Source organism: Flavobacterium sp. ASW18X (assembly GCF_005144745.1).
GTDB lineage: Bacteria > Bacteroidota > Bacteroidia > Flavobacteriales > Flavobacteriaceae > Croceivirga.
In genome coordinates this window covers 18,902-39,147 of record NZ_SWKK01000009.1, presented here as the reverse complement: position 1 = coordinate 39,147, position 20,246 = coordinate 18,902, and the positions used below count along the sequence as shown (strand labels likewise).

Below are 20,246 nucleotides of genomic sequence, written 5' to 3'. Positions count from 1 at the left end.
AGGGCTATCGATATATTTATCGATAGCCCTTTGCTTATTTTTTTTCTTTCAAGATTTACTTAGCAAAATACCAATATATAGCAATTACGATTATACATATTATTGCGCCAAACTGCTTAACATATTTAAACGGCGTAATATTTACTTGTTTACTGTACTCTTGAATATAAGGTGTTTCTCTAGGCTTAAAATATCCTATTATTAACATCAAAATCACATTAAATAGGAAGAGTGATGCTGATACGTGCAAAAAATGCGGATAAGCCTCTGATTCAATTAAGCTAAGTTGCACAGAATCTGTAATTCCAGCTTTTGCTGCTTCATCAAGAGCATTGGCAACTAATTTTGGTTTTACAATAAACTGACTTATAATATACATTACGCTTCCAGCAATTATTCCAATTTTGGCAGCGATTGCAGGGACTCTTTTGGTTAAATAACCTACCACAATAATGGTAAAAATTGGTATACTATAAATACCATTAATCTCCTGCAAATAGTTAAATAAACTGCCTGCATTCGCAATTAATGGCGCTATAAACATTGCGGATAGTGCCAAACCTACCCCAAATATTTTTCCATATTTAACCACTGTTGTTTCCGCTGCATCTTTATTGATGTGTTGTTTATAAATATCTATACCAAATAAGGTTACAGAACTATTTAAAACACTATTAAAAGAACTTAAAATGGCTCCAAATAAAACAGCCACAAAAAAACCAACTAAATAATCAGGCAGTACCGCTCTTACCAATTCTGGATATGCTATGTCACTACTAGCAAGATTTCCTTCAAAATAATAGAAGGCAATCATACCCGGAAGCACTAAAATTAAGGGACCAAGAATTTTTAAAAAGGCAGCTAATAAAAGTCCTTTCTGCCCTTCGGCTAAATTTTTAGCACCAAGTGCACGCTGTATAATTTGTTGGTTAGTACCCCAATAAAATAATTGAACTAACATCATCCCAGTAAAAATGGTAGAAAAAGGAACTTCTTGACCTCTATTCCCAGTAGAATCAAAACGTTCGGGATTCGCATTCATTAAAGTATCTAAACCTCCAAAAACACTACCATCGCCAATAGTCATTAAACCAAATACCGGTATTAAAATACCTCCTATCATTAAACCTATGGCATTAATACTATCAGAAACCGCAACAGCTTTTAAACCTCCAAATACGGCATAAATAGAACCAATAATACCTATACCCCATATACAGATTACTAATGCAGTTTTATCGGAAACACCTAGCATTTCTGGTATATTAAACATTCCACTTATCGCTACTGAACCAGAATATAAAATTACAGGTAATAATACCACTACATAACCTGTTAAAAACAGACCTGAAGTAATTGTTTTGGTAGAAACATCAAAGCGGTCTGCTAAAAACTGAGGCACCGTAGTTAAACCACTTTTAAGATACCTTGGTAATAGAAATATAGCTGTCACTACCATTGCAATAGCTGCCAACGTTTCCCAAGCCATAACGGATAATCCATCTTTATAAGCACTACCGTTTAAACCCACTATTTGTTCAGTAGATAAATTGGTTAATAAAAGTGAGCCTGCTATTACCCCTGCAGTTAAGCTTCTACCTCCTAAAAAGTAGCCATCCGAGGTAGTTTCATTAGTTGACCTAGTTGATAAATAGGCAATAAGTGCCACGAGTCCGGTGAAGCCAACAAAAGAGATTATTCCAAGCATTTAATTGTCTATTTTGAATATATTCTTGTAAATATACAGGTCTTTAAAAAAAACAGAAAAAGAATTAGAATTTTCTAAGAATGTTGGAATTTAATACGCATTATTTAACAAACAACAGATATATCTAAATACTTATTTACCGTCGCTAACGCTATTTAGCTATCTTATCTTATTTTTGTTTCGTATTAAGTACGACCACAACAATAAATTTCAGAATGAATAAATTAAAGCTATTTGTGCTTGTTGCGGCTTTGATATCCGCATGTAACACAAACAAGAAACCCATAACAATTTCTCCAGAAGATTTTCATACTTCCGTTGATAAGGTAACTGAAATCATGATTCATGATATCTTCTCACCACCAGTAGCCAGCCGTATTTTTGCCTACCCCAACATAGCTGCTTATGAGATTTTAGCCAAAAACGACTCTAGCTACCTATCGCTGGCCGGGCAATTAACTGATTTGAATGCCATACCAGAACCAAATTCCGAAGAAAACCTTAATTATGATTTGGCCGCCTTAATTGCACATATGCAATTAGGCAAACAATTGATTTTTTCCGAAGCCAAATATGATGTTTTGATTGATAGTCTTTACACACAATGGGAAAACCAAAACGAAAAGGAGTTTTTTGCTTCTAAAGAATACGGGCTTAGTGTTGCAAAACATATCACGGATTGGATGAATAAAGACAACTACAACCAAACCCGTACCATGCCTAAATTTACAGTAGATTCTGACGACCCTACCCGTTGGCAACCTACTCCACCAGCGTACATGGACGGCATAGAACCACATTGGAACAAGATTAGACCTTTTGTTATTGATAGCGCGGCGCAATTTAAACCTATTCCACCGCCGCCATTTTCCATGGAAGAAGGAAGTGATTTTTACAAAGAAGTTAAAGAGGTTTATGATATTAGCAATGAAATTACTGCTAAAGGAGACGACTCTGAAGAAGTGGCCATTGCTAAATTTTGGGATTGTAATCCCTATGTTTCGGTCACTAGAGGGCATCTTATGTTTGCCACCAAAAAAATTACCCCTGGAGCTCACTGGATTGGTATTGCCAAAATAGCCGCTAGAAAAAGTAATGCTAATTTGATAGAGACCGTACACACTTATACCAAAACATCTTTAGCCATTGCGGACGGTTTTATTAGCTGTTGGGATGAAAAATATAGAAGTAACCTTATTAGACCAGAAACATTAATAAACGAATATTTTGATGAAGCTTGGGTGCCTGTTTTACAAACCCCTCCTTTTCCAGAATACACAAGCGGTCACAGTGTGGTTTCTGGTGCTGCCAGCACAGCTTTAACAAGCATTTATGGTGACAATTTTGCTTTTGATGATGATACAGAAATACCCTATGGCTTGCCCGTGCGCTCATTTACTTCCTTCAACTCTGCTGCAGAAGAAGCTGCTATAAGCCGTATGTACGGCGGCATACATTATCGAGCCGCAGTTGAAGTTGGTGTTAAACAAGGACGGAATTTAGGTAAGTTCCTTGTAGATAATATTAAAATGAAGGTAGATTAATATAAAGATTATAAAAACTCTAACAACAACTATAGAGTCATTCTTACTAAAGCTGTTTAACTTTAATAACAAAATTTATTAAATGGTTAAACAGCTTTTTTTATTACTTATTTTTAGTATCACCCTAGCTAATTGCCAAAACAGCGGTAATTTAAAGGTATTAACAGACTTACCATCGAGCCAAAAAGAGAACTCTGGTTTGGCTATTTATGGTGATAATCTTTGGCTTATAGAAGATAGTGGAAATAAAGATGAAATTACCCAAATGAACCTCAAAGGAGAAATTCTTAAGGATTTGGAGGTAAAAAATGCAAAAAATAAAGATTGGGAAGACCTAGCTCAAGATAACTCTGGCAATCTTTACATAGGTGATTTTGGCAATAATAGTAGCGACAGAGAAGATTTAGTGATTTACAAACTTCCTAACCCAGAAGTTGAACCTGGGGATAAGATTGATGCGGAAAAGATTAAATTTAGTTACCCCAACCAACTAGAAATTCCTTCCAAAAAAAAAGACCGTCATTTTGATGCCGAAGCTTTTTTCCACTGGGGCAACAGCCTTTACATTATCACTAAAAATAGAGCAAGGCCATACGATGGTAAAACCTTTGTTTTTAAAGTGCCTGACACTCCTGGAAACTACAAAGCAGATTTAGTAGCCACTTGGAACACATGCAATAATCAACAAAAATGCTCTATAACTAGCGCAACCATATCTAAAGATGGTTCTAAGATTGCGCTGATTAGCTATGGTTATTTATGGTTAATCACCAATTTTACCTTGGATGATTTTACCCAAGGTGATATTGAAAAAATTGATTTAGGGTATAACGGCCAGTTAGAATCTGTAGTGTTTTATGACGACAATACACTTCTTCTTTCAGATGAACGCAGCCACGGTATGGGCGGTAATTTATATTCTTTTAGCTTAAATTAAAACCCGAAGCCTATACCAAAAGCAAAACGCATACCATCTGCACTATTAAATAAGCTCACATTCGCAGAAATTAAATCGGACCCATTTAGAAAAAATCCACCTCCATAGCTATTATGCCATTGTCCAGAAGCATCATTAGGTTGCCACACTCGCCCATAATCAAAGCCGGCAAAAACACCTGGAGTTACAGGCAAAATACTAGTACGCCTTTTTCTAAAACTCAAACGTAAATCTGTTTTTTGAGAATAGGCAGTCTTACCCGTGAAACGTTGAAAACGATAACCTCTTAAGCCATTGCTTGCACCCAAGGTTGCCCCTTGGTAAAATTCGTAACCATTACCTATATTAAAATGCCCTTTAAATTCTGTAGCCAGAACCAATTGCCCGTTAGAAGATATTCTATGGTCAAACGCAATTTTGGGAATTATGTACCCAAACGTATTTTCGGACTCCGTTATATTAGCCTTATAACCACTAACCAAACTGAATGCCATACCCATTGTTGGGTAGGCTTCATTATCTGTATTGACATAACTATACTCCCCTTCTATGCCTAAAAATTGCAACTTATTCTCCTCTCCATTAGCCACGTAAAATTCGTTTACAAATCGGCCTTCAGATTCTTCTACTTCAATATCTTCAAAACTACTCCCTAAGCGTACTTTAGACCCCAATGGCCCTCTCCATACAAAAGAGGGTGAAACTGCTAGGGTTCTTAATTTTACCCTATTATAGTCTAAACCTAAATCATCATCCAAATTTTCTGTTTCGTTACCAAAACCAAAGAAATTCTGGGTAAAATTAGGGCTGGTAAATTGTGCTTTTACTTCTAGATTTACATTTTCTAGTACATTTTGAAATTCACCTCTATAACCTAGCTCAAAACCACTGGTAGCAAAGTAATATGCCCCATTTAACACGTGTTGTTGGGTAAATGGATTCTGCCTAAAACCATTATAGGTGTAGGTATTGGTAAAGCCAACTTTTACACCATCATCTGGATTAAAGCCAACCGCAGGTAATAATTGATTTGTACTTGCTTTTATTTTTAAGAATTGGTAACTATTGGTATCATAATCATTTATTTTATTAATATGCCCACCAAAGGCTTCATCGTATGTATTTTTCTTAGTTTTAAAATCATAAACATGTACGCCTTTAGCTTGTTCATTAATTTTATAAATATCATTATTCTGACCCCCTACTAGCCTAATTTTAATTTTACCTCCCTTTCCGTTTACTTCAAAAATATCATCATCATCTAAACCATAAACCCAAATCTCTTTGGTGTATTCAGGGTCATACAATTTATCAAAAAACAAGTCTTTCTTCTGACCTCCTTTATTACGATATACCTTAACATCTACTTTATTATTTGGCAAGGATTGTATTACAAAATAATCGTCCTTATCAGTTCCCGTAATTACACTGTATTTATTTAAAACTTTAAAATAGTCTCTCGCTGTATGCCACAGCCCTTTTTTACGTTCTAATAAAGTGTGTTTTATTTTTGCTACAGTCTCATCCTTCACTTCTTCTGGAAAATTGGACAACCCTTGATTTATAACCTCTTCTGTAATGTTCTTTTGTAGAAAACGAGCCTGTTCCTCCCATTGCTCTAGCGTAGTTTCTGACAATAAAGCCATATCTAAAGCAAAAGTTTTAGGGCTAGAATTAAAACCCTTAACACTGGTTATTTCTTCTTTAAAACCTTCGAACAAGCGTAAACCAGGAATAATTTTGGTTGCAACAGACATTAAAGCCCCATCGCCCATAATGGAATACACTTGGTCTCTATCTCTTGGGATTGGCTTTAAAATTTTATCGCCATTTTCTTGCTTAAATTGCGCCCAGCGCCATTGGTCATTATGGCGGTCCCAATCACCTATTAACATATCAAACAAACGTGCACGAACATAGCTATCCGCATCTAACTTGTATTCCTCGTCTTTTCTTAATTTTTCAAAAAGCTTATCTGTACTTTCTATTTTTTCAGCATAACCAAAACTAGGTATATCATGCCCTTCAGACACATGTTCCTCTATCATATACAATTCGTCCCCAAAATCGGTATTAAAATCTTCTAAGGCCTTTTGCTTAGGGATATAATACAATTTGGGGTTAGTATGGAACAGGTTTGCTGCGTCAGACAATTCGCCCACAGTAAAGGGAGCATATGGGTGAGAGCCTGTGTAAAAATCGGCAAGAATTTCTTCTGTTTTAGTGTTTTCAAACTCCCCAATAACATATTCATTTTTAAATGCTAAAGCTTGTAAATATAGCTCTGCACTTTTTTTTAAGGCACGCATAACGTACTGCCTACCATCTTTCGCCTCTAAACGCAAGGACTTAGATTGATGTCCTCCCCCTTTACGCACTGGCTTTAAGCCACCATACAAGGTATCTAAATCTACCGTTTTTGCCTTTACTGGAGTTGCATAGTACTTACGGTAACGCTCGCCCCACAAGGTTTTAAAGAAAGCCGTCTTCTCTACCTCTTCTTCTGTATAGACCGATGCATTTACGTATTCAGGAAAGTCTAAATCACCCTCATATTTAAAATATTGTCTGTCCGGAGGTAATACCAAACTACTAAAAAGGTGTTGTTCTTGAGTAGTATTTGCCCCGTAGAAATCTACTTTAGAAGAACCGTCTGTATAAACTTCCATTATAGCATATCCACGACTACCCGTTGTAAACTTACTACCATTAAGCAATCTTGTATATCCTTTTTTTGCACCCGAACCACTTACTATCTGCGGTATATTTTCTTCTACAATGTATTGTAAAGTATGCTCGTGACCCGAGACAAACACTACTTTTTCTGAGTATTGCGCCAAGGTTACAACACGCTTTTTCAATTCGTTATAGCGCTTATTACTTTGGTCTTCTATAGATCCTCCAGAAGTTCTACGTAGTACGTTTACCAAGGTTCCAAAAATAGGAAGTGGAACTTTAGAGGTTGCTTTTAAATGCTGCTTAAAAGAGAATTGTCCGCCATGAGAACCATAGGTAAACATAGGGTGGTGTAATGCAATAATGGTGGTTTTATCTCTATTATCCTTTATTTTATCTTCTAGCTCCAACAAAAATTGCTCTCTATCTTTAATATCACAATCATCATTAATAGTTGGATGTCTATCCCAATTGACTAAAAACCATTCTGAATCTATAGTTATAAGGGTAACATCTTCATTAATTTCTATATCTTCTATAGGGCAGCCGTTTTCTGGAAAAAACACATCTTTACTCCCCAATACCTCTTGTATATATTCTTCTTGGCGTTCCAATCCTTCTAGTCCTTCGTTATACCAATCATGATTACCAGGAATAAATATTTTATTGCCTTTAAAGTTATTCAGTGTAGCCAACTGGGCATCTAAATGATTTTTTGCTGTGAGCCAAGCTATGGTGGAATCTTTTTTATCTGGCAAACCTGCGGGATAGATGTTATCTCCTAAAAACAACGCCGTACTATTTTCTGGCGCATTATCTAGACGATTTTTAAACGCTTTCAACGTGTTATTCATATCTCCCATGGGCGACAAACCTGCATCCCCAATAAGAAAAAAGGTATGAGATACCTCTTTATCCACAGTTATTGGCGCATCTGTGTAGCCAGTTGCATATTTGGAACGGTATGTGGCACAGCCAATTAGTAAAACAGAAATGGATAGCGTTAGCATTAATTTTTTCATAGCGTTCCTTTATCTTTAATTTTTGTACTTTGTCTATTCAATATACAACTATGTCGCAAATACTTCAAAAAGCTGAATCTTTTGTTACTGATTTATTAACCAATGAATTAGACCCTAATTTTCTCTACCATAATCTTAGACATACGCAGCGAGTAGTAGAGAGTTTAGAAGAGCTTTTAGAACATTATAAACCTAAAGCAAAAACCAAAGAAGCGTTGCTGCTTGCTGCTTGGTTTCACGATACTGGTTACACCAAGTCCGTAACGGAACATGAGAAAAACAGCTGTATACTAGCACGCGAATTTCTGGAAAAAGAAGGAGTAGACCATGCCCAAATAGAACAAATTTGCGCTTATATCATGGCCACGGAAAAAGGATACGAGCCACAAAATTTAGAAGAACAGATAATTAGAGATGCAGATGCATCCCACTTAGGACAAAAAAGCTACCCAGATACCACAGAATTACTCCGCATGGAGTTGTCCCAACTGGGTATTGCAGAGTACTCCCCGTCTGAATGGCGAGAAGAAAACATAAAAATGTTCCGTGCAGACCACTTTTATTATACGGATTACGCTAAAGAAAATTGGCAAGCCCGCAAGGATAAAAACATTAAAAAACTTGTAAAGCGCAAAAAGAACGAGAAGGATATTGCCAAAAAAGAAATGCTTAAAGCAAAATTTAAGAGCGAAAGTCCAGAACGTGGCATACAAACTATGTTCCGTGTTACTATGCGTAACCACCTAAAACTAAGTGATATTGCAGATACCAAGGCAAACATCTTACTTTCTGTAAATGCTATTATTATTTCTCTGGTTTTAGCCAACCTTATTCCAAAACTAGACAATCCGTATAACCAGTATCTAATAATACCAACTTCTATATTTTTACTGTTCAGTATTGTGAGTATGATATTTGCCATACTAGCCACAAGGCCCAATGTAACCAGTGGTGAGTTTAGTAAGGAAGACGTAGAACAGAAAAAGGTTAATCTTTTATTCTTTGGCAACTTTCATAAAATGGCGTTGCCAGATTATGAGTGGGCTATACAAGAATTAATAAAAGACAAGGCATTTGTGTACTCTAATCTTACCAAAGATTTGTATTATCTAGGAGTTGTTCTACAGAAAAAATACAAATTACTAAGATTAACGTATACCATATTTGCAATTGGCATGGTACTCTCTGTAATCGCCTTTATTATAGCCCTAAAATTCTATGGTCCAGAACGTGTTCTAGACCAGTTAACAACCCCTTAGTGGTCCTAAAAATTTATCCGGAAATTTCTTGCATCAAATCTTTATAGGTGTACGTTTTTTCCGGAGTATTTTCATGACGATATAGAATTTCTGCACGGATAGCCTTTAGCCCCGTAACGCCCTGTAAACCATCTAGCTCTACAATTTCTATATTGTTGGTAAAATACCCTTTGCTCTTTAAAAAACGAACATACCTTAGATATTCCCTCTCATCTTTTTTCTGGGAATAGACTATGGCTAATTTACCTTTCTGGGTAAGACGTTCATTGGTGCCTTTGATATAAGATTTATCAATTCTTTTTTTAATAATCTCATACCGTGCATTGTAAGTGCCATCTACATCAAAACGTTTTTCATCCATTCTAAAACGAATAGATAATGGAGTACTGTACACTAACAGTAACGATGCGACATCTAATTTTACTGGTAATTGAGATTTAAATCCGTAATAAACGTTTTCCATCTCTAACATTACCTGTAGCTGCCACAACCTTAAGTTACTCAAATAAAGAGAGTTAAATTCGCGTTCATGAGCAATAGAACTACCAATATACATGTTATGCTCTATACCATCTGTCTTGTAACGCTCAAAATAATGCGGAAACATAGCTTGTGCTTGCTCCTGTTTTTTATCTAAAACTGCCGCTAATCTGCGGTTAATTTCTGTAACACTTTCATCGTAATTACGCCTATGGTCATAATACGATTCTGTACCCATATCTATGCTAGACTCATACTTAAGTATTAGAGCTTCTAGACGCGAGTCTTCTCTTTTTAAATGATGCAGTACAGGATTAACATGTTCTAAAATAAAATCAAAAATCGCCTGTTCGCTATTCGTGTGTAGCGTTTCTTTTATTTCGTCTAAATTACTTTCTACCCTAAATATTAACTCCTCATAAATAGGCAATTGCAGTAGTCGGAAAGCTTCTACCAGAATATCTCTTATTTCTGCGAGCTGAATCATTAAATCTCTCTGGATGGCTAAATTCCTTTCTGTAGAAGAGTCCTTAATGTCTATTTGCCCATATAGTGGAAAGACGTCTTTAAAAACAATTTCTTTAAAGGAAGGCTGTCCGCCTACCGCTTCTCTAGCAATAAAACGTTTTGCTTCTTCTTGAAATTTCCAATACACAGAATCGTGAACGGTGGTACACTCATGCTGTATTACCGCATCTATAAGATTCTTCTCTTCTTCAATAGAACGTAATACCGCAGAAACTATAAATGGCATTACATCTACCAACTTAGTAGCATTAATACTATTTAAGTCGTTTTGGTTAGGAGATACCAATTCTAGAACCCCCAAAAGTTTATCTCCATCAGAAATAGGTGCTAAAATACAGCTTCTAAAACCTTGGTCGTATAAATTTTTATAGGGTTGGCTGTGGCCAGATTTCTCGTAGTATTTTTTAATATTAGAGACGGCAAAGTAGTTTTGTTCTTTAAACAATTTTCCTTTAGAAGACTCACATAATAAGGTATCACAAGATTCATCTTCCCTATCTTTTAAGATAAAACTTGAAATGCCTTTACCGTATATTTTTAAAAATCTATTGGAATCTTGGTCATACCCAGAAAAACCAACTTGTATGTCTTTATTATTAAAAAGCGATTTAAAGGTATTCTCAAAATCCTCCATGTAGTTTTCACTACCCCGCTTATTGTTGCCGATTAAGGTGGACTTAATTTCCGATATAGAATGTTCCGCAGTAACATCAAACATATTTGCAATCACAAAACCTTTGACTACAAAACTGTTGGGCGGAAACTTAGTTTTCCAATACTCCAAATCGTCAAAATTCTCTAACAACTCATCTATATCATCTTGCGTAAACTTTTTCAACGCCTTATCGGTTGGTGTAATCTCCATGAAGTCTGCATTATATAATATTCTATAATGCCTCATGAGTCCGGTTTTATCTGGAATATCGTAAAACAATGGACGTTTAAAATCTATATTAAAACCATAGAAAAAATTGAGAATTACAGAGCATTGTACAATGTACTGCATCTTATCTGGCATATTTCTTATTTCTAAAGAAAAGTTATCACCAGCATCTTTTACTAATTGCTCAAATCGTTTAGACTGATTAAAGACTACGTTACAATAGGGAATTGCTGCTGCTTTAATCTCATTTTGTGTTAGTACAGTAGGGAACACATCTGCCAACAGCAGTGCTATAATATCGCTATGTTTTTCTAATACTGCAACATCCTCAAACCCATCGCGTAACTCAGGATAAGGTGCCACAGCATCCAAAATATGCTTAGCCCGTTGCGCCAAAGAAGCGTCTTTGTTCTTTAACTGCTGCTCATAGTACCCTAACAGTTTGTTAAAGCTAATAAGCTGTTTCATGGGGCTCTCTAAAGGAAACATTGATTCCATATCCCTATTAGTCTTACTTTAATAAGTAAAATTACAAAATTGAAGCTTGTTAAATGTTAACATATTCTTTATATAAAAGTGGGTTATATTTAGGCCTTTAAGGAAAGCATAGCATGTCTTCTACTAAACGTCTTAACAGAGCATACAAAAACGCCAGGAAAATAGCTTTTGATGACAAAAGTAAGTTTGTCATTTTTAGCGATTGCCACAGGGGTGACAATAGCTTTGCAGACGATTTTGCAAACAACAGAAACATCTACTTTCATGCTCTTAACTATTATTACAGAGAAGGTTTTGAGTATTGTGAATTGGGCGATGGCGATGAACTATGGGAAAATATAAATTTTGAATCCATTTTTGAAGCTCATAAAAACGTATATCAGTTATTGCGCCAATTTCACTTACAAAATCGCTTACATATGGTTTGGGGCAATCATGACATGGTGTATAGAGACCAAAAATATGTGGAAAAACACCTCTCTAGCTATTTTGAGCCCATTGATGGGGAAGACAAATCCCTCTTTGTAGGAATTACATATCATGAGGCTTTAGTGCTACAACATAAGGATACCGGACAAGAATTGTTTTGTACTCATGGCCATCAAGCAGACTGGTGGAATTATAACTTTTGGAAGGTAGGTAGATTTTTAGTTCGTATTCTTTGGAAACCCTTGCAAGTAGTGGGCATTGCAGACCCTACGAGCCCAGCAAAAAATTACAAAGAACTTATTCGTATAGAAAAGCGTATAAAAAAATGGATTTTAAACAATCAGTTAAAGCTCACTATTGTTGGGCATACGCATAGACCTAGATTTCCAGAACCAGGGCAGATTCCTTTTTTTAACGATGGTAGCTGCGTACACCCAAGGAGTATAACGGGGATAGAAATAGTTAATGGTGAAATTTCTCTGATTAAATGGCACATTAGCACCAAACCAGACGGCACATTACAAATTGTAAGAGTTCTGCTAGAAGGTCCTGAACAACTTAAAGCATATCATAACCTGTAGGATACCAATGCGGATTTATCCATTGTATTAACCAAACATCGATTTTAACGTCTAGTTATTAAATAGATGGCAAGGTATTTGTTAACTTTAGTACTGTCTAACGACTCATGTGCTATGAAAAGACTTTTACTTTTCTTTTTTACTATTGCTATAAGCCATACGCTATGGGCTCAAGGAGATATACCTACTACTAAACCTTTAGAAGTGGGTAGGCAAAATAATTTGGATGCACTACCCAGCAACCAAGGTACTGTATTGCGTATGCCATCGGTTTTAGATAAGGACTTAATTAGTAAAGATAATCCTATAAAAATGTTACCAGATAGGCAGCTGGTGCAAGCAGGACACGATTTAAAAATTAGCCCAAGAATTAACGAAAAAGAACATAAAGGCTCTGTACCCTATTTTGGTGATATGTATTTGGGTGATTTTAAAACCAATACAAAATTTGTTGGTATTGTAGCACGAGACCACGAATATATAGATGGAGACCGAGTAAAAGTCCTGGTTAACGACCAAGTGGTAGAATACAACCTTTTGCTGTCTGGCTCCTTTAAAGGTGTAAACGTAGATTTAGTAGAAGGGTTTAATAAAATAGAATTTGTTGCCCTTAATCAAGGTTCTTCTGGACCAAACACCGCACAAGTTGTAGTTACAGATGCTGAGGGTAAAGTGCTCCACAACAACCGTTGGAATTTATCTACTGGTTCTACCGCTACCTTAATTGTGGTAAAAGAACCAGAACCCCAAGAATAATTACTTTACCGTAGTAAAAGTAGAATCCCGTATTATCAAATGAGTCTTTACTTCTACTGTTTTTAAAAAGGATTCTTCTTCCTTCTCAATTTCGTTAATTAAATAAGTAATAGCCGTACTGCCAATTAAATTTCCAGGTTGGTCTACAGTGGTTAATGCCGGACTAATGATAGTAGCATGTTCAGAATTACTAAAACCAATAACGGCAATATCTTCTGGTATTTTTACATTGTATTTTTTTAATGCTTTAATAGCACCAATAGCTGCTGCATCCGTAATGGCAAAAATAGCATCTGGTTTGTTCCGTAAGGTTAAAAGAGCGCTAGCCATTATGCGTCCTTTATCCAAAGAAATATCTTCTGTACTCACTATTAACTTTGGGTCCACCTCTAGATTATGGTCTTCCAAAGCTTTTTGGTACCCTCTAAAGCGCATCTCTGAATTATAGGAATTCTCTGTTTCTTTAATGATGGCAATTCGCTTTTTTCCGATGTTAATTAGGTGCTCAACAGCCCCGTATGCCGCATCTACCTCATCTATAACTACTTGTGTGCATGGCACCTTATTTGACACTTTATCAAACAAAACTAAGGGTACACGTTGCTTTATTTTTATAATACTAGAAACATCATATGTTCTCCTTGCCATACTTAAAAGAATACCATCCACTCCAAATTGTATCATGGTATTTAACATGGCGAGTTGTTTATTTACATCATTTTGAGATTCGGCTACAATAACCTGGTATCCCATTTTTTCTCCCTGTTCTAAAATACCTTTTAAAATGGTCGTGGTAAAAAAGTGCGATATGTTTGGCACCACAACACCAATTATATGGGTATGTTTAGTTCTAAATCCTTTTGCAAATAGATTGGGCACATAATTGTATTGCTTAGCCAAAGCCTGAACTTGTACTTTAGTGATTTCACTAATGTCTGGGTGATTATTTAACGCTCTAGAAACAGTTGAAACTGAAAGATTTAGTTCTTTAGCAATATCTTTAAGGGTAATATTTCGTTTCTTTTTCATTTTTGATTGACTAATGTGATTACAAAAATACAATTTGCAAACGATTGCGGAAACGTTTGCGTAATATTTTCTCATAAATACCAATTGTATTTGAAGAAATTGCTAATAATATTGATTCATATTTAATAATAACTCAATACTGCAATTATTCAATTAATTAAAAACTAAATCCTATGCAAAAATCGATTTTTAAGGTATTGGCATTATTTGTAGGTGTATTTACGTATGCACAGACAGATATTACCGGTAACGTATCGGACACCAGTGGCGTTCCTGTTTTGGGCGCCAACGTGGTTATAGAAGGGACTACAGAAGGTACCACTACAGATTTTGACGGAAACTTTACTTTAACTACTAGTAAGACTGGGACACAAACCTTGGTCTTTAGTTTTATAGGTTTTGAAACTAAAAAAGTATCCGTAGACTTGACCAATGCAAGTAATCTTAAAGTTGTACTAGCAGAAAGCGGACAGCAATTAGACGAGGTAGTCATTACAGCTTCTTCTACTTTTAGGTCTCAAAAGCAAGCGCCACTTTCTATTAGCTCCAAAAAGATGGCAGAAATTACTAAGCTCTCTGCTAACAGCCAGGCAGATATTTTAAGAGATGTCCCTGGTATTACTGCAGAAGGGGGTGGTGGTGAAACAGCAACCAACCTCTTTGTAAGAGGTTTACCCTCTGGCGGACAATATGTCTTTAATCCGCTACAATATGATGGCATGCCCCTAATGAGCACATTTGGGCTTAATTCTTCTGCACATGATGTGTACGCAAGACCAGATATTGGTTTTAAAGGTGTAGAATTTGTGCGTGGTGGTGCGGCTGTACTTTACGGCGCAGGGTCTGTTGCTGGTATCATTAACTATACCAGTAAAACCGGCGATACCAATCCTGGGAATATCATAAACATGGAATATGGGACTAGAGGCAGATTAAAAACTGACTTTTATTCTGGAGGAAAGTTGGGTGGAGAAAATAGTAACACTTATTATGCCCTAACCGGATTTATCCGTAAAGATGATGGTCCTATAGATACAGGCTTACCAACAAAAGGGGTACAGCTTAGAGGTAATATTAAAAAGAAGTTTGACAAAGGTTCTTTTACCATTTCTGGTCAGTTTATTAATGATAATGCACAATTTTATTTGCCATTACCATTAGCTGGTGGTTCTAGAGAACGCCTAGCAGGTAATGACGGGGAAGATGTAGAACAGTTGCTTTCTGGAGATTTAGCCAACACCTCTTTCTTAACACCTGGTGGTGTTTACAATAGCCCTATAGAAGATGGGGTGTCTACCCAAGGGGGTTATGTAATGGGAGATTTTAACTATTTTCTTACAGAAGATTTAAAATTTACTTCAAAAATTAAATATGCCAATTACAAGCACAACTTTGCTTTGTACGTGGGTGGTAGTGGCAATCCAATTGCTTTAAATGAGTACATTGCAAATGTCGCGCCTGGCAACCAAGGCTTTTTTGCCACTTATCAAGGTGGTGGTGACACGCAGATTAATGGCGGAGATTTAGTGGTAGAAAACCTTCATGTAGACCGTTTACGCCCTATGACCGACTATTCCGGAGAGGCTAATCTTATTTTAAAATCAAAAGATAGAAAACATACATTTACTTTGGGTACTTTTCTTTCTAGAACAGAAGCGGAAGATGTAAACTACCAATACCGTGTTTTATCAGAATTTAACAACAATCCAAGGTTGGTAAATCTTAGCTACACATATGCAACAGGAACAGATGTTACCTACGCTACAGGTGGTTTGTATGATAGAATTGGTATGACCGCCAATAGATTTTTATCACAAAATAGAACCGCGGTTTACTTGACAGATGAAATGGTTTTAGATAGATGGCGTTTTGATGTTGGCGTTCGTGTAGAAAATACCAAGGGTACCTTCCAAAATGGTGGATTGCAAGATTTTCAGGTGTATGAAGATGCTTCGCTTACAACCGCCTTAAACACCGTTAGGTTTGAAGATGGTAGCTTTACTACAGCAGAAATTGATGCCACAGATTGGGCTGTTTCTTTAGCTGGTTTGTATGAACTTACTGAGGCAACCAACCTATATGCTAACTTTAGTAGAGGTTTCTTTTTTCCGCAACAGAGAGGTTTTGTACCAACACCAGGTATTAGAGAAACCAACTATAATGCAGAAAGCATTATTCAATTTGAAGCTGGTGCTAAATTTGGTACTGCTAAATTTTCTGGTTCCCTTGCAGGGTATTACGTAGGTTTAAGTGATCGTATTAGAATTGACCAAGCTATAAGCAATGGCGAGTTGGTGGATCAGGCCCGTACAGAACAAAATACTTCTACTATAGGCTTAGAAGCGACATGGAAATATAGATTTACAGATGCCTTAAGTTTTAGCGGTACTGCAACCTACCAAGACCATGAAATAACTAAGAACATACAGCAAAACTTAGTTACAGGAGAAAGTACTACTGTTAATGAAGGTAATGAGCTGCAAAGACAGCCTAACTTTTTAGGTAGTGCTGGTTTAAATTATGATGACAGAAAGTTTGATGCAAACTTTACCTTAAACCACACCGGAGCAAAATTTACTTCTGACATTAATGACATAGAATTAGATGCCATTACGTTAGCACGTATTGGAGCAGGATACACCTTTGCTTTAGAAAATGAAAACTCTGTAAGATTAGGATGTTCTGTATTCAACTTATTTGATAGCCAAGGGTTAACAGAAGGTAATCCCAGAGCTGGTATTGCTGGCCAGTCAGAAAACGAATTCTTTGTGGGTAGACCTGTATTGCCTAGAAGACTGTTTTTAACAGCAACTTTTAACTTTTAGAGTAATAGTTTCATATAGTTTGGTTTAGTTTAATTAGCCTTGGGGGCTACAAGCCCGCAGCCCCCAAGCATTTTTTACACATAAATATGTACAACGATTTAATACAAAAGGCTAAAACGGTCCTAGATACTAATTTTCAACCAGGTGGATTCACCATTCCAAGTAAAGGTCTATATCCGTTTCAATGGAAATGGGATGCCGGGTTTATCGCCATAGGTTTTGCTCATTATGATGTGGTTAAGGCCAAAAAAGAAATAGAAACCTTGTTAAACGCACAATGGAAAAACGGTTTCATTCCGCACATTGTGTTCCATACAGAAAGTGACACCTATTTTCCAGGTCCCGATTTTCATCAATCGCACCTCAGCAAAGAATCTAATCCAGATTATCCTTCCACAGGTATGGTACAACCACCCGTACTTGGTTTTGTGTTAGAACACATGCTCAACGTGGTTGAGGATAAAAAAGCTATGCTTCAATTTATAAGCACACAAATAGATAAGGTCTTTTGGAACCATGAGTATTTTTATAAGGAGCGAGATGTTACTAATGAAGGCTTAGTGTACATCTATCACAATTGGGAATCTGGCACGGATAACTCGCCTATTTGGGATGATATTTGGGCAACTATGAACCCTCCACAGTACACATTTAAAAGAAAGGACACAAGCCATGTAGATGCATCTCAAAGACCGAGCAATAGAGAGTATGACCACTATTTGTACTTGATAGATATTGCAAAAAAATACAATTACGAGGATGCTAAAATAGCGGAGCACTCTCCTTTTTTGGTGTTAGACCCATTGTTTAATGCAATGCTTATAAAATCTAATGAATCCCTAATTAACTTATATAAAAAATTAGGCGGGCATGCCGATAAAATTAAACAACTCGAAACATGGCAAAAACAGTCCGTAGCGTCTTTTAATCGTAAACTGTTTAATGAAGAATTGGGCGCTTTTGTACATTATGATTTAAAATCAGACCAACAAATACCCTTTGTGTGCTCTTCTTCTTTTGCGGCATTATACGCTCCCATTGTAGATGCAGACCGTACTGAGATATTGGTGAATACGTTACAGCATAAATTTGGAGATGAATCCTTATATTTATGTGCCTCATTTGACCCATCGAGTGAAAGGTACGACCCAAAAAGATACTGGCGTGGACCCGTATGGATTAACATGAACTGGATTTTATATTTGGGTTTAAAACGAGCAGGTAAAACAGCCTTAGCAGCTCGTATTAAGGCAGACACTTTAACGCTTTTAAAGCGTTATGGCTTTTACGAGTATTTTGATGCACGTAAAAAAGTACCAGATGATGCCTTTGGCGGTTATGGAGGCGATAATTTTTCTTGGAGCGCCGCCCTATTTTTAGATTTTGTCAACGAAAAATAAGCGTTGCAAATATATACTCATGAGCTGGAGTTAGCATGCTAATTCCAGCTTATCAATTCATCACGTACCAACTAACATAACTACCCATGAACTATTTAGATTACATCATCATTGTTGTTTACCTAGTAGGTTTTTTAAGCCTTGGGTATTTTTTTAAGGAAAATAAAAATTCTGGCGACTATTTTTTAGGCGGTAGAAGTATGGGTTGGCTACCATTAAGCCTATCTACCATGGCTACCCAACTTTCTGCCATAAGTTTTATTTCTGCACCAGCCTTTGTAGGTTTAAAACAAGGTGGCGGACTGCAATGGCTTACCTACGAGTTTGGAGTACCCCTGGCCATGGCTTTTTTAATGTTGGCTTTAATCCCTACGCTATACAAATCGGGAATCGTAAGTGTGTATGAATATTTAGAAAAACGTTTTGATGCCTCTTCTCGGTTACTAATCAGTTTCGTTTTTCAAATCAGTAGGTCTGTAGCTACTGGAGTTATGGTTTATACGATGGCCCTTATTTTGCAAGCCACACTAAATATAGAGTTTTGGATTTCCGTGCTTTTAATCGGTGTTATTACACTAGCCTATTCCTACCAAGGCGGTATGAAAGCTGTGATTTGGGGTGATGTTATCCAAATGACCATCCTCTTTTTAGGTATTGTTATCTGCTTAGTATACGGTTTAAGTGAATTGGGCGGATTTGAAAATTTCTTGACCCATGTAGACAAAGACCGCATTGCAACGGTAGACTTTAGCAAATGGGGGTTTAACAATGCAGACAAACAAGACGAATTTGGATTTTGGCCCATGGTAATTGGTGGTTTCTTTTTATACGCTTCGTACTATGGTACAGACCAGTCCCAATCCCAACGGCTACTCTCTGCTAATGGGTTGCCAACCATTAAAAAATTACTTTTGGCCAATGGCCTATTTCGTTTTCCTATCACCCTAACCTATTGTATTATGGGTTTAGTGCTAGGCACATTGTTTTTGCAAGATGAAAGTTTCCAAACTTTGTTAAGTAGCGTTTACCAAGCAAATATTGGCTCCTTAGAAGGTAAAAAGGCCGATTTAATGGTTCCTGTGTTTATCATCAATTACTTACCCAATGGCATCATCGGTATTTTAATTGTCGCTATCATGTCTGCCGCCATGTCTTCTTTAAGTTCCACGGTAAACTCCTTATCTGCTGTAACTATGGAAGATTTTGTAAAACGCTTTAAGCCAGACATGGGCAATAAAAAGTACATGGCTACCTCTAAGTTGTTATCGCTTTTTTGGGGAGTAGTATGCTTATTTTTTGCATTTTTTGCTGGTAGTATTGAGGGTACCGTCATAGAAGTAATCAATAAAGTCTCTTCTATCTTCTATGGTCCCATCTTAGCTGCATTTATTTTGGCAATCATGACTAAAAAGACTCATGCGCTCGGAGCTAACATAGGTATCGTTGCTGGGGTGGCTCTAAACATCTACTTATGGTTATATGTACCCGAAATATTTTGGTTTTGGTGGAATGCTATAGGTTGTTTGGTAACCATGAGTATTGCTTACGTTACTAGTTTAATCATTAAAAAAGAAACCAAACCTGGTTTAGCTATACAGTACAGCACTAGTACTAAGGAAATTACCTTACTTCTAATCTATTTTGTGCTCATAGTAGCCGTTAGTTTATTACTACCTCATTTATTACGATAA

General features: G+C 36.5%; 12 protein-coding genes. 8 read left to right on the top strand and 4 right to left on the bottom strand.

Annotated features, from left to right (window positions below; translation table 11 throughout):
• Positions 1-55: 55 nt before the first annotated feature.
• Positions 56-1,708, bottom strand: coding sequence for a solute:sodium symporter family transporter (locus FBT53_RS07885; RefSeq protein ID WP_136950639.1), 1,653 nt, complete (start codon positions 1,706-1,708; stop codon positions 56-58).
• Positions 1,709-1,923: 215 nt separating this feature from the next.
• On the opposite strand from FBT53_RS07885, the gene FBT53_RS07880 reads away from it, so the two are divergent.
• Together FBT53_RS07880 and FBT53_RS07875 are read left to right on the top strand one after the other, a co-directional pair.
• Complete coding sequence (locus tag FBT53_RS07880) at positions 1,924-3,252, top strand: vanadium-dependent haloperoxidase (RefSeq protein ID WP_136950638.1); 1,329 nt, start codon at positions 1,924-1,926, stop codon at positions 3,250-3,252.
• Positions 3,253-3,334: 82 nt separating this feature from the next.
• Entirely contained in the window at positions 3,335-4,189 is an 855-nt protein-coding gene (locus FBT53_RS07875; protein WP_136950637.1) for a hypothetical protein, read from the top strand.
• Here FBT53_RS07875 and FBT53_RS07870 read toward each other — a convergent pair.
• Positions 4,186-7,887, bottom strand: coding sequence for a metallophosphoesterase (locus tag FBT53_RS07870; protein ID WP_136950636.1), 3,702 nt, complete (start codon positions 7,885-7,887; stop codon positions 4,186-4,188). The two genes, FBT53_RS07875 and FBT53_RS07870, sit on opposite strands and share 4 nt — an antisense overlap.
• A 50-nt stretch (positions 7,888-7,937) precedes the next feature.
• Here FBT53_RS07870 and FBT53_RS07865 point away from each other — a divergent pair, with 50 nt between their 5' ends.
• Entirely contained in the window at positions 7,938-9,146 is a 1,209-nt protein-coding gene (locus FBT53_RS07865) for a Pycsar system effector family protein (RefSeq protein ID WP_136950635.1), read from the top strand.
• A gap of 13 nt (positions 9,147-9,159) precedes the next feature.
• Here FBT53_RS07865 and FBT53_RS07860 read toward each other — a convergent pair whose 3' ends face one another.
• The gene (locus tag FBT53_RS07860) at positions 9,160-11,505 is read right to left on the bottom strand and encodes a GAF domain-containing protein (RefSeq protein WP_370323696.1); all 2,346 of its coding nucleotides are present in this window, start codon (positions 11,503-11,505) and stop codon (positions 9,160-9,162) included.
• A gap of 143 nt (positions 11,506-11,648) precedes the next feature.
• Between FBT53_RS07860 and FBT53_RS07855 the strand changes: the two genes are divergently transcribed.
• Positions 11,649-12,545 carry a metallophosphoesterase gene (locus FBT53_RS07855; protein ID WP_136950633.1) on the top strand — a complete coding sequence of 299 codons (897 nt, stop codon included), beginning with the start codon at positions 11,649-11,651 and terminating at the stop codon, positions 12,543-12,545.
• Positions 12,546-12,659: 114 nt separating this feature from the next.
• Positions 12,660-13,301: a hypothetical protein gene (locus FBT53_RS07850; RefSeq protein WP_136950632.1), complete on the top strand. Its 642-nt coding sequence runs from the start codon at positions 12,660-12,662 to the stop codon at positions 13,299-13,301.
• On the opposite strand, the gene FBT53_RS07845 is transcribed toward FBT53_RS07850, so the two are convergent.
• Positions 13,302-14,330 (bottom strand): LacI family DNA-binding transcriptional regulator, encoded by a 1,029-nt coding sequence (locus tag FBT53_RS07845; protein ID WP_136950631.1) that lies wholly within the window; start codon positions 14,328-14,330, stop codon positions 13,302-13,304.
• A gap of 173 nt (positions 14,331-14,503) precedes the next feature.
• Between FBT53_RS07845 and FBT53_RS07840 the strand changes: the two genes are divergently transcribed.
• From FBT53_RS07840 to FBT53_RS07830, 3 genes are all read left to right on the top strand, one after another.
• A complete protein-coding gene (locus tag FBT53_RS07840) occupies positions 14,504-17,155 on the top strand; it encodes a TonB-dependent receptor domain-containing protein (protein WP_136950630.1) in 2,652 nt (883 codons plus the stop codon).
• Positions 17,156-17,241: 86 nt separating this feature from the next.
• Positions 17,242-18,555 carry a trehalase family glycosidase gene (locus tag FBT53_RS07835; RefSeq protein WP_136950629.1) on the top strand — a complete coding sequence of 438 codons (1,314 nt, stop codon included), beginning with the start codon at positions 17,242-17,244 and terminating at the stop codon, positions 18,553-18,555.
• A gap of 86 nt (positions 18,556-18,641) precedes the next feature.
• Entirely contained in the window at positions 18,642-20,246 is a 1,605-nt protein-coding gene (locus FBT53_RS07830; protein ID WP_136950628.1) for a sodium:solute symporter, read from the top strand.

Coding starts and splice junctions, on each gene's coding strand:
- FBT53_RS07885 (WP_136950639.1), bottom strand. CDS start 1,708: ATGCTTGGAATAATCTCTTTTGTTGGCTTCACCGGACTCGTGGCACTT.
- FBT53_RS07880 (WP_136950638.1), top strand. CDS start 1,924: ATGAATAAATTAAAGCTATTTGTGCTTGTTGCGGCTTTGATATCCGCA.
- FBT53_RS07875 (WP_136950637.1), top strand. CDS start 3,335: ATGGTTAAACAGCTTTTTTTATTACTTATTTTTAGTATCACCCTAGCT.
- FBT53_RS07870 (WP_136950636.1), bottom strand. CDS start 7,887: ATGAAAAAATTAATGCTAACGCTATCCATTTCTGTTTTACTAATTGGC.
- FBT53_RS07865 (WP_136950635.1), top strand. CDS start 7,938: ATGTCGCAAATACTTCAAAAAGCTGAATCTTTTGTTACTGATTTATTA.
- FBT53_RS07860 (WP_370323696.1), bottom strand. CDS start 11,505: ATGAAACAGCTTATTAGCTTTAACAAACTGTTAGGGTACTATGAGCAG.
- FBT53_RS07855 (WP_136950633.1), top strand. CDS start 11,649: ATGTCTTCTACTAAACGTCTTAACAGAGCATACAAAAACGCCAGGAAA.
- FBT53_RS07850 (WP_136950632.1), top strand. CDS start 12,660: ATGAAAAGACTTTTACTTTTCTTTTTTACTATTGCTATAAGCCATACG.
- FBT53_RS07845 (WP_136950631.1), bottom strand. CDS start 14,330: ATGAAAAAGAAACGAAATATTACCCTTAAAGATATTGCTAAAGAACTA.
- FBT53_RS07840 (WP_136950630.1), top strand. CDS start 14,504: ATGCAAAAATCGATTTTTAAGGTATTGGCATTATTTGTAGGTGTATTT.
- FBT53_RS07835 (WP_136950629.1), top strand. CDS start 17,242: ATGTACAACGATTTAATACAAAAGGCTAAAACGGTCCTAGATACTAAT.
- FBT53_RS07830 (WP_136950628.1), top strand. CDS start 18,642: ATGAACTATTTAGATTACATCATCATTGTTGTTTACCTAGTAGGTTTT.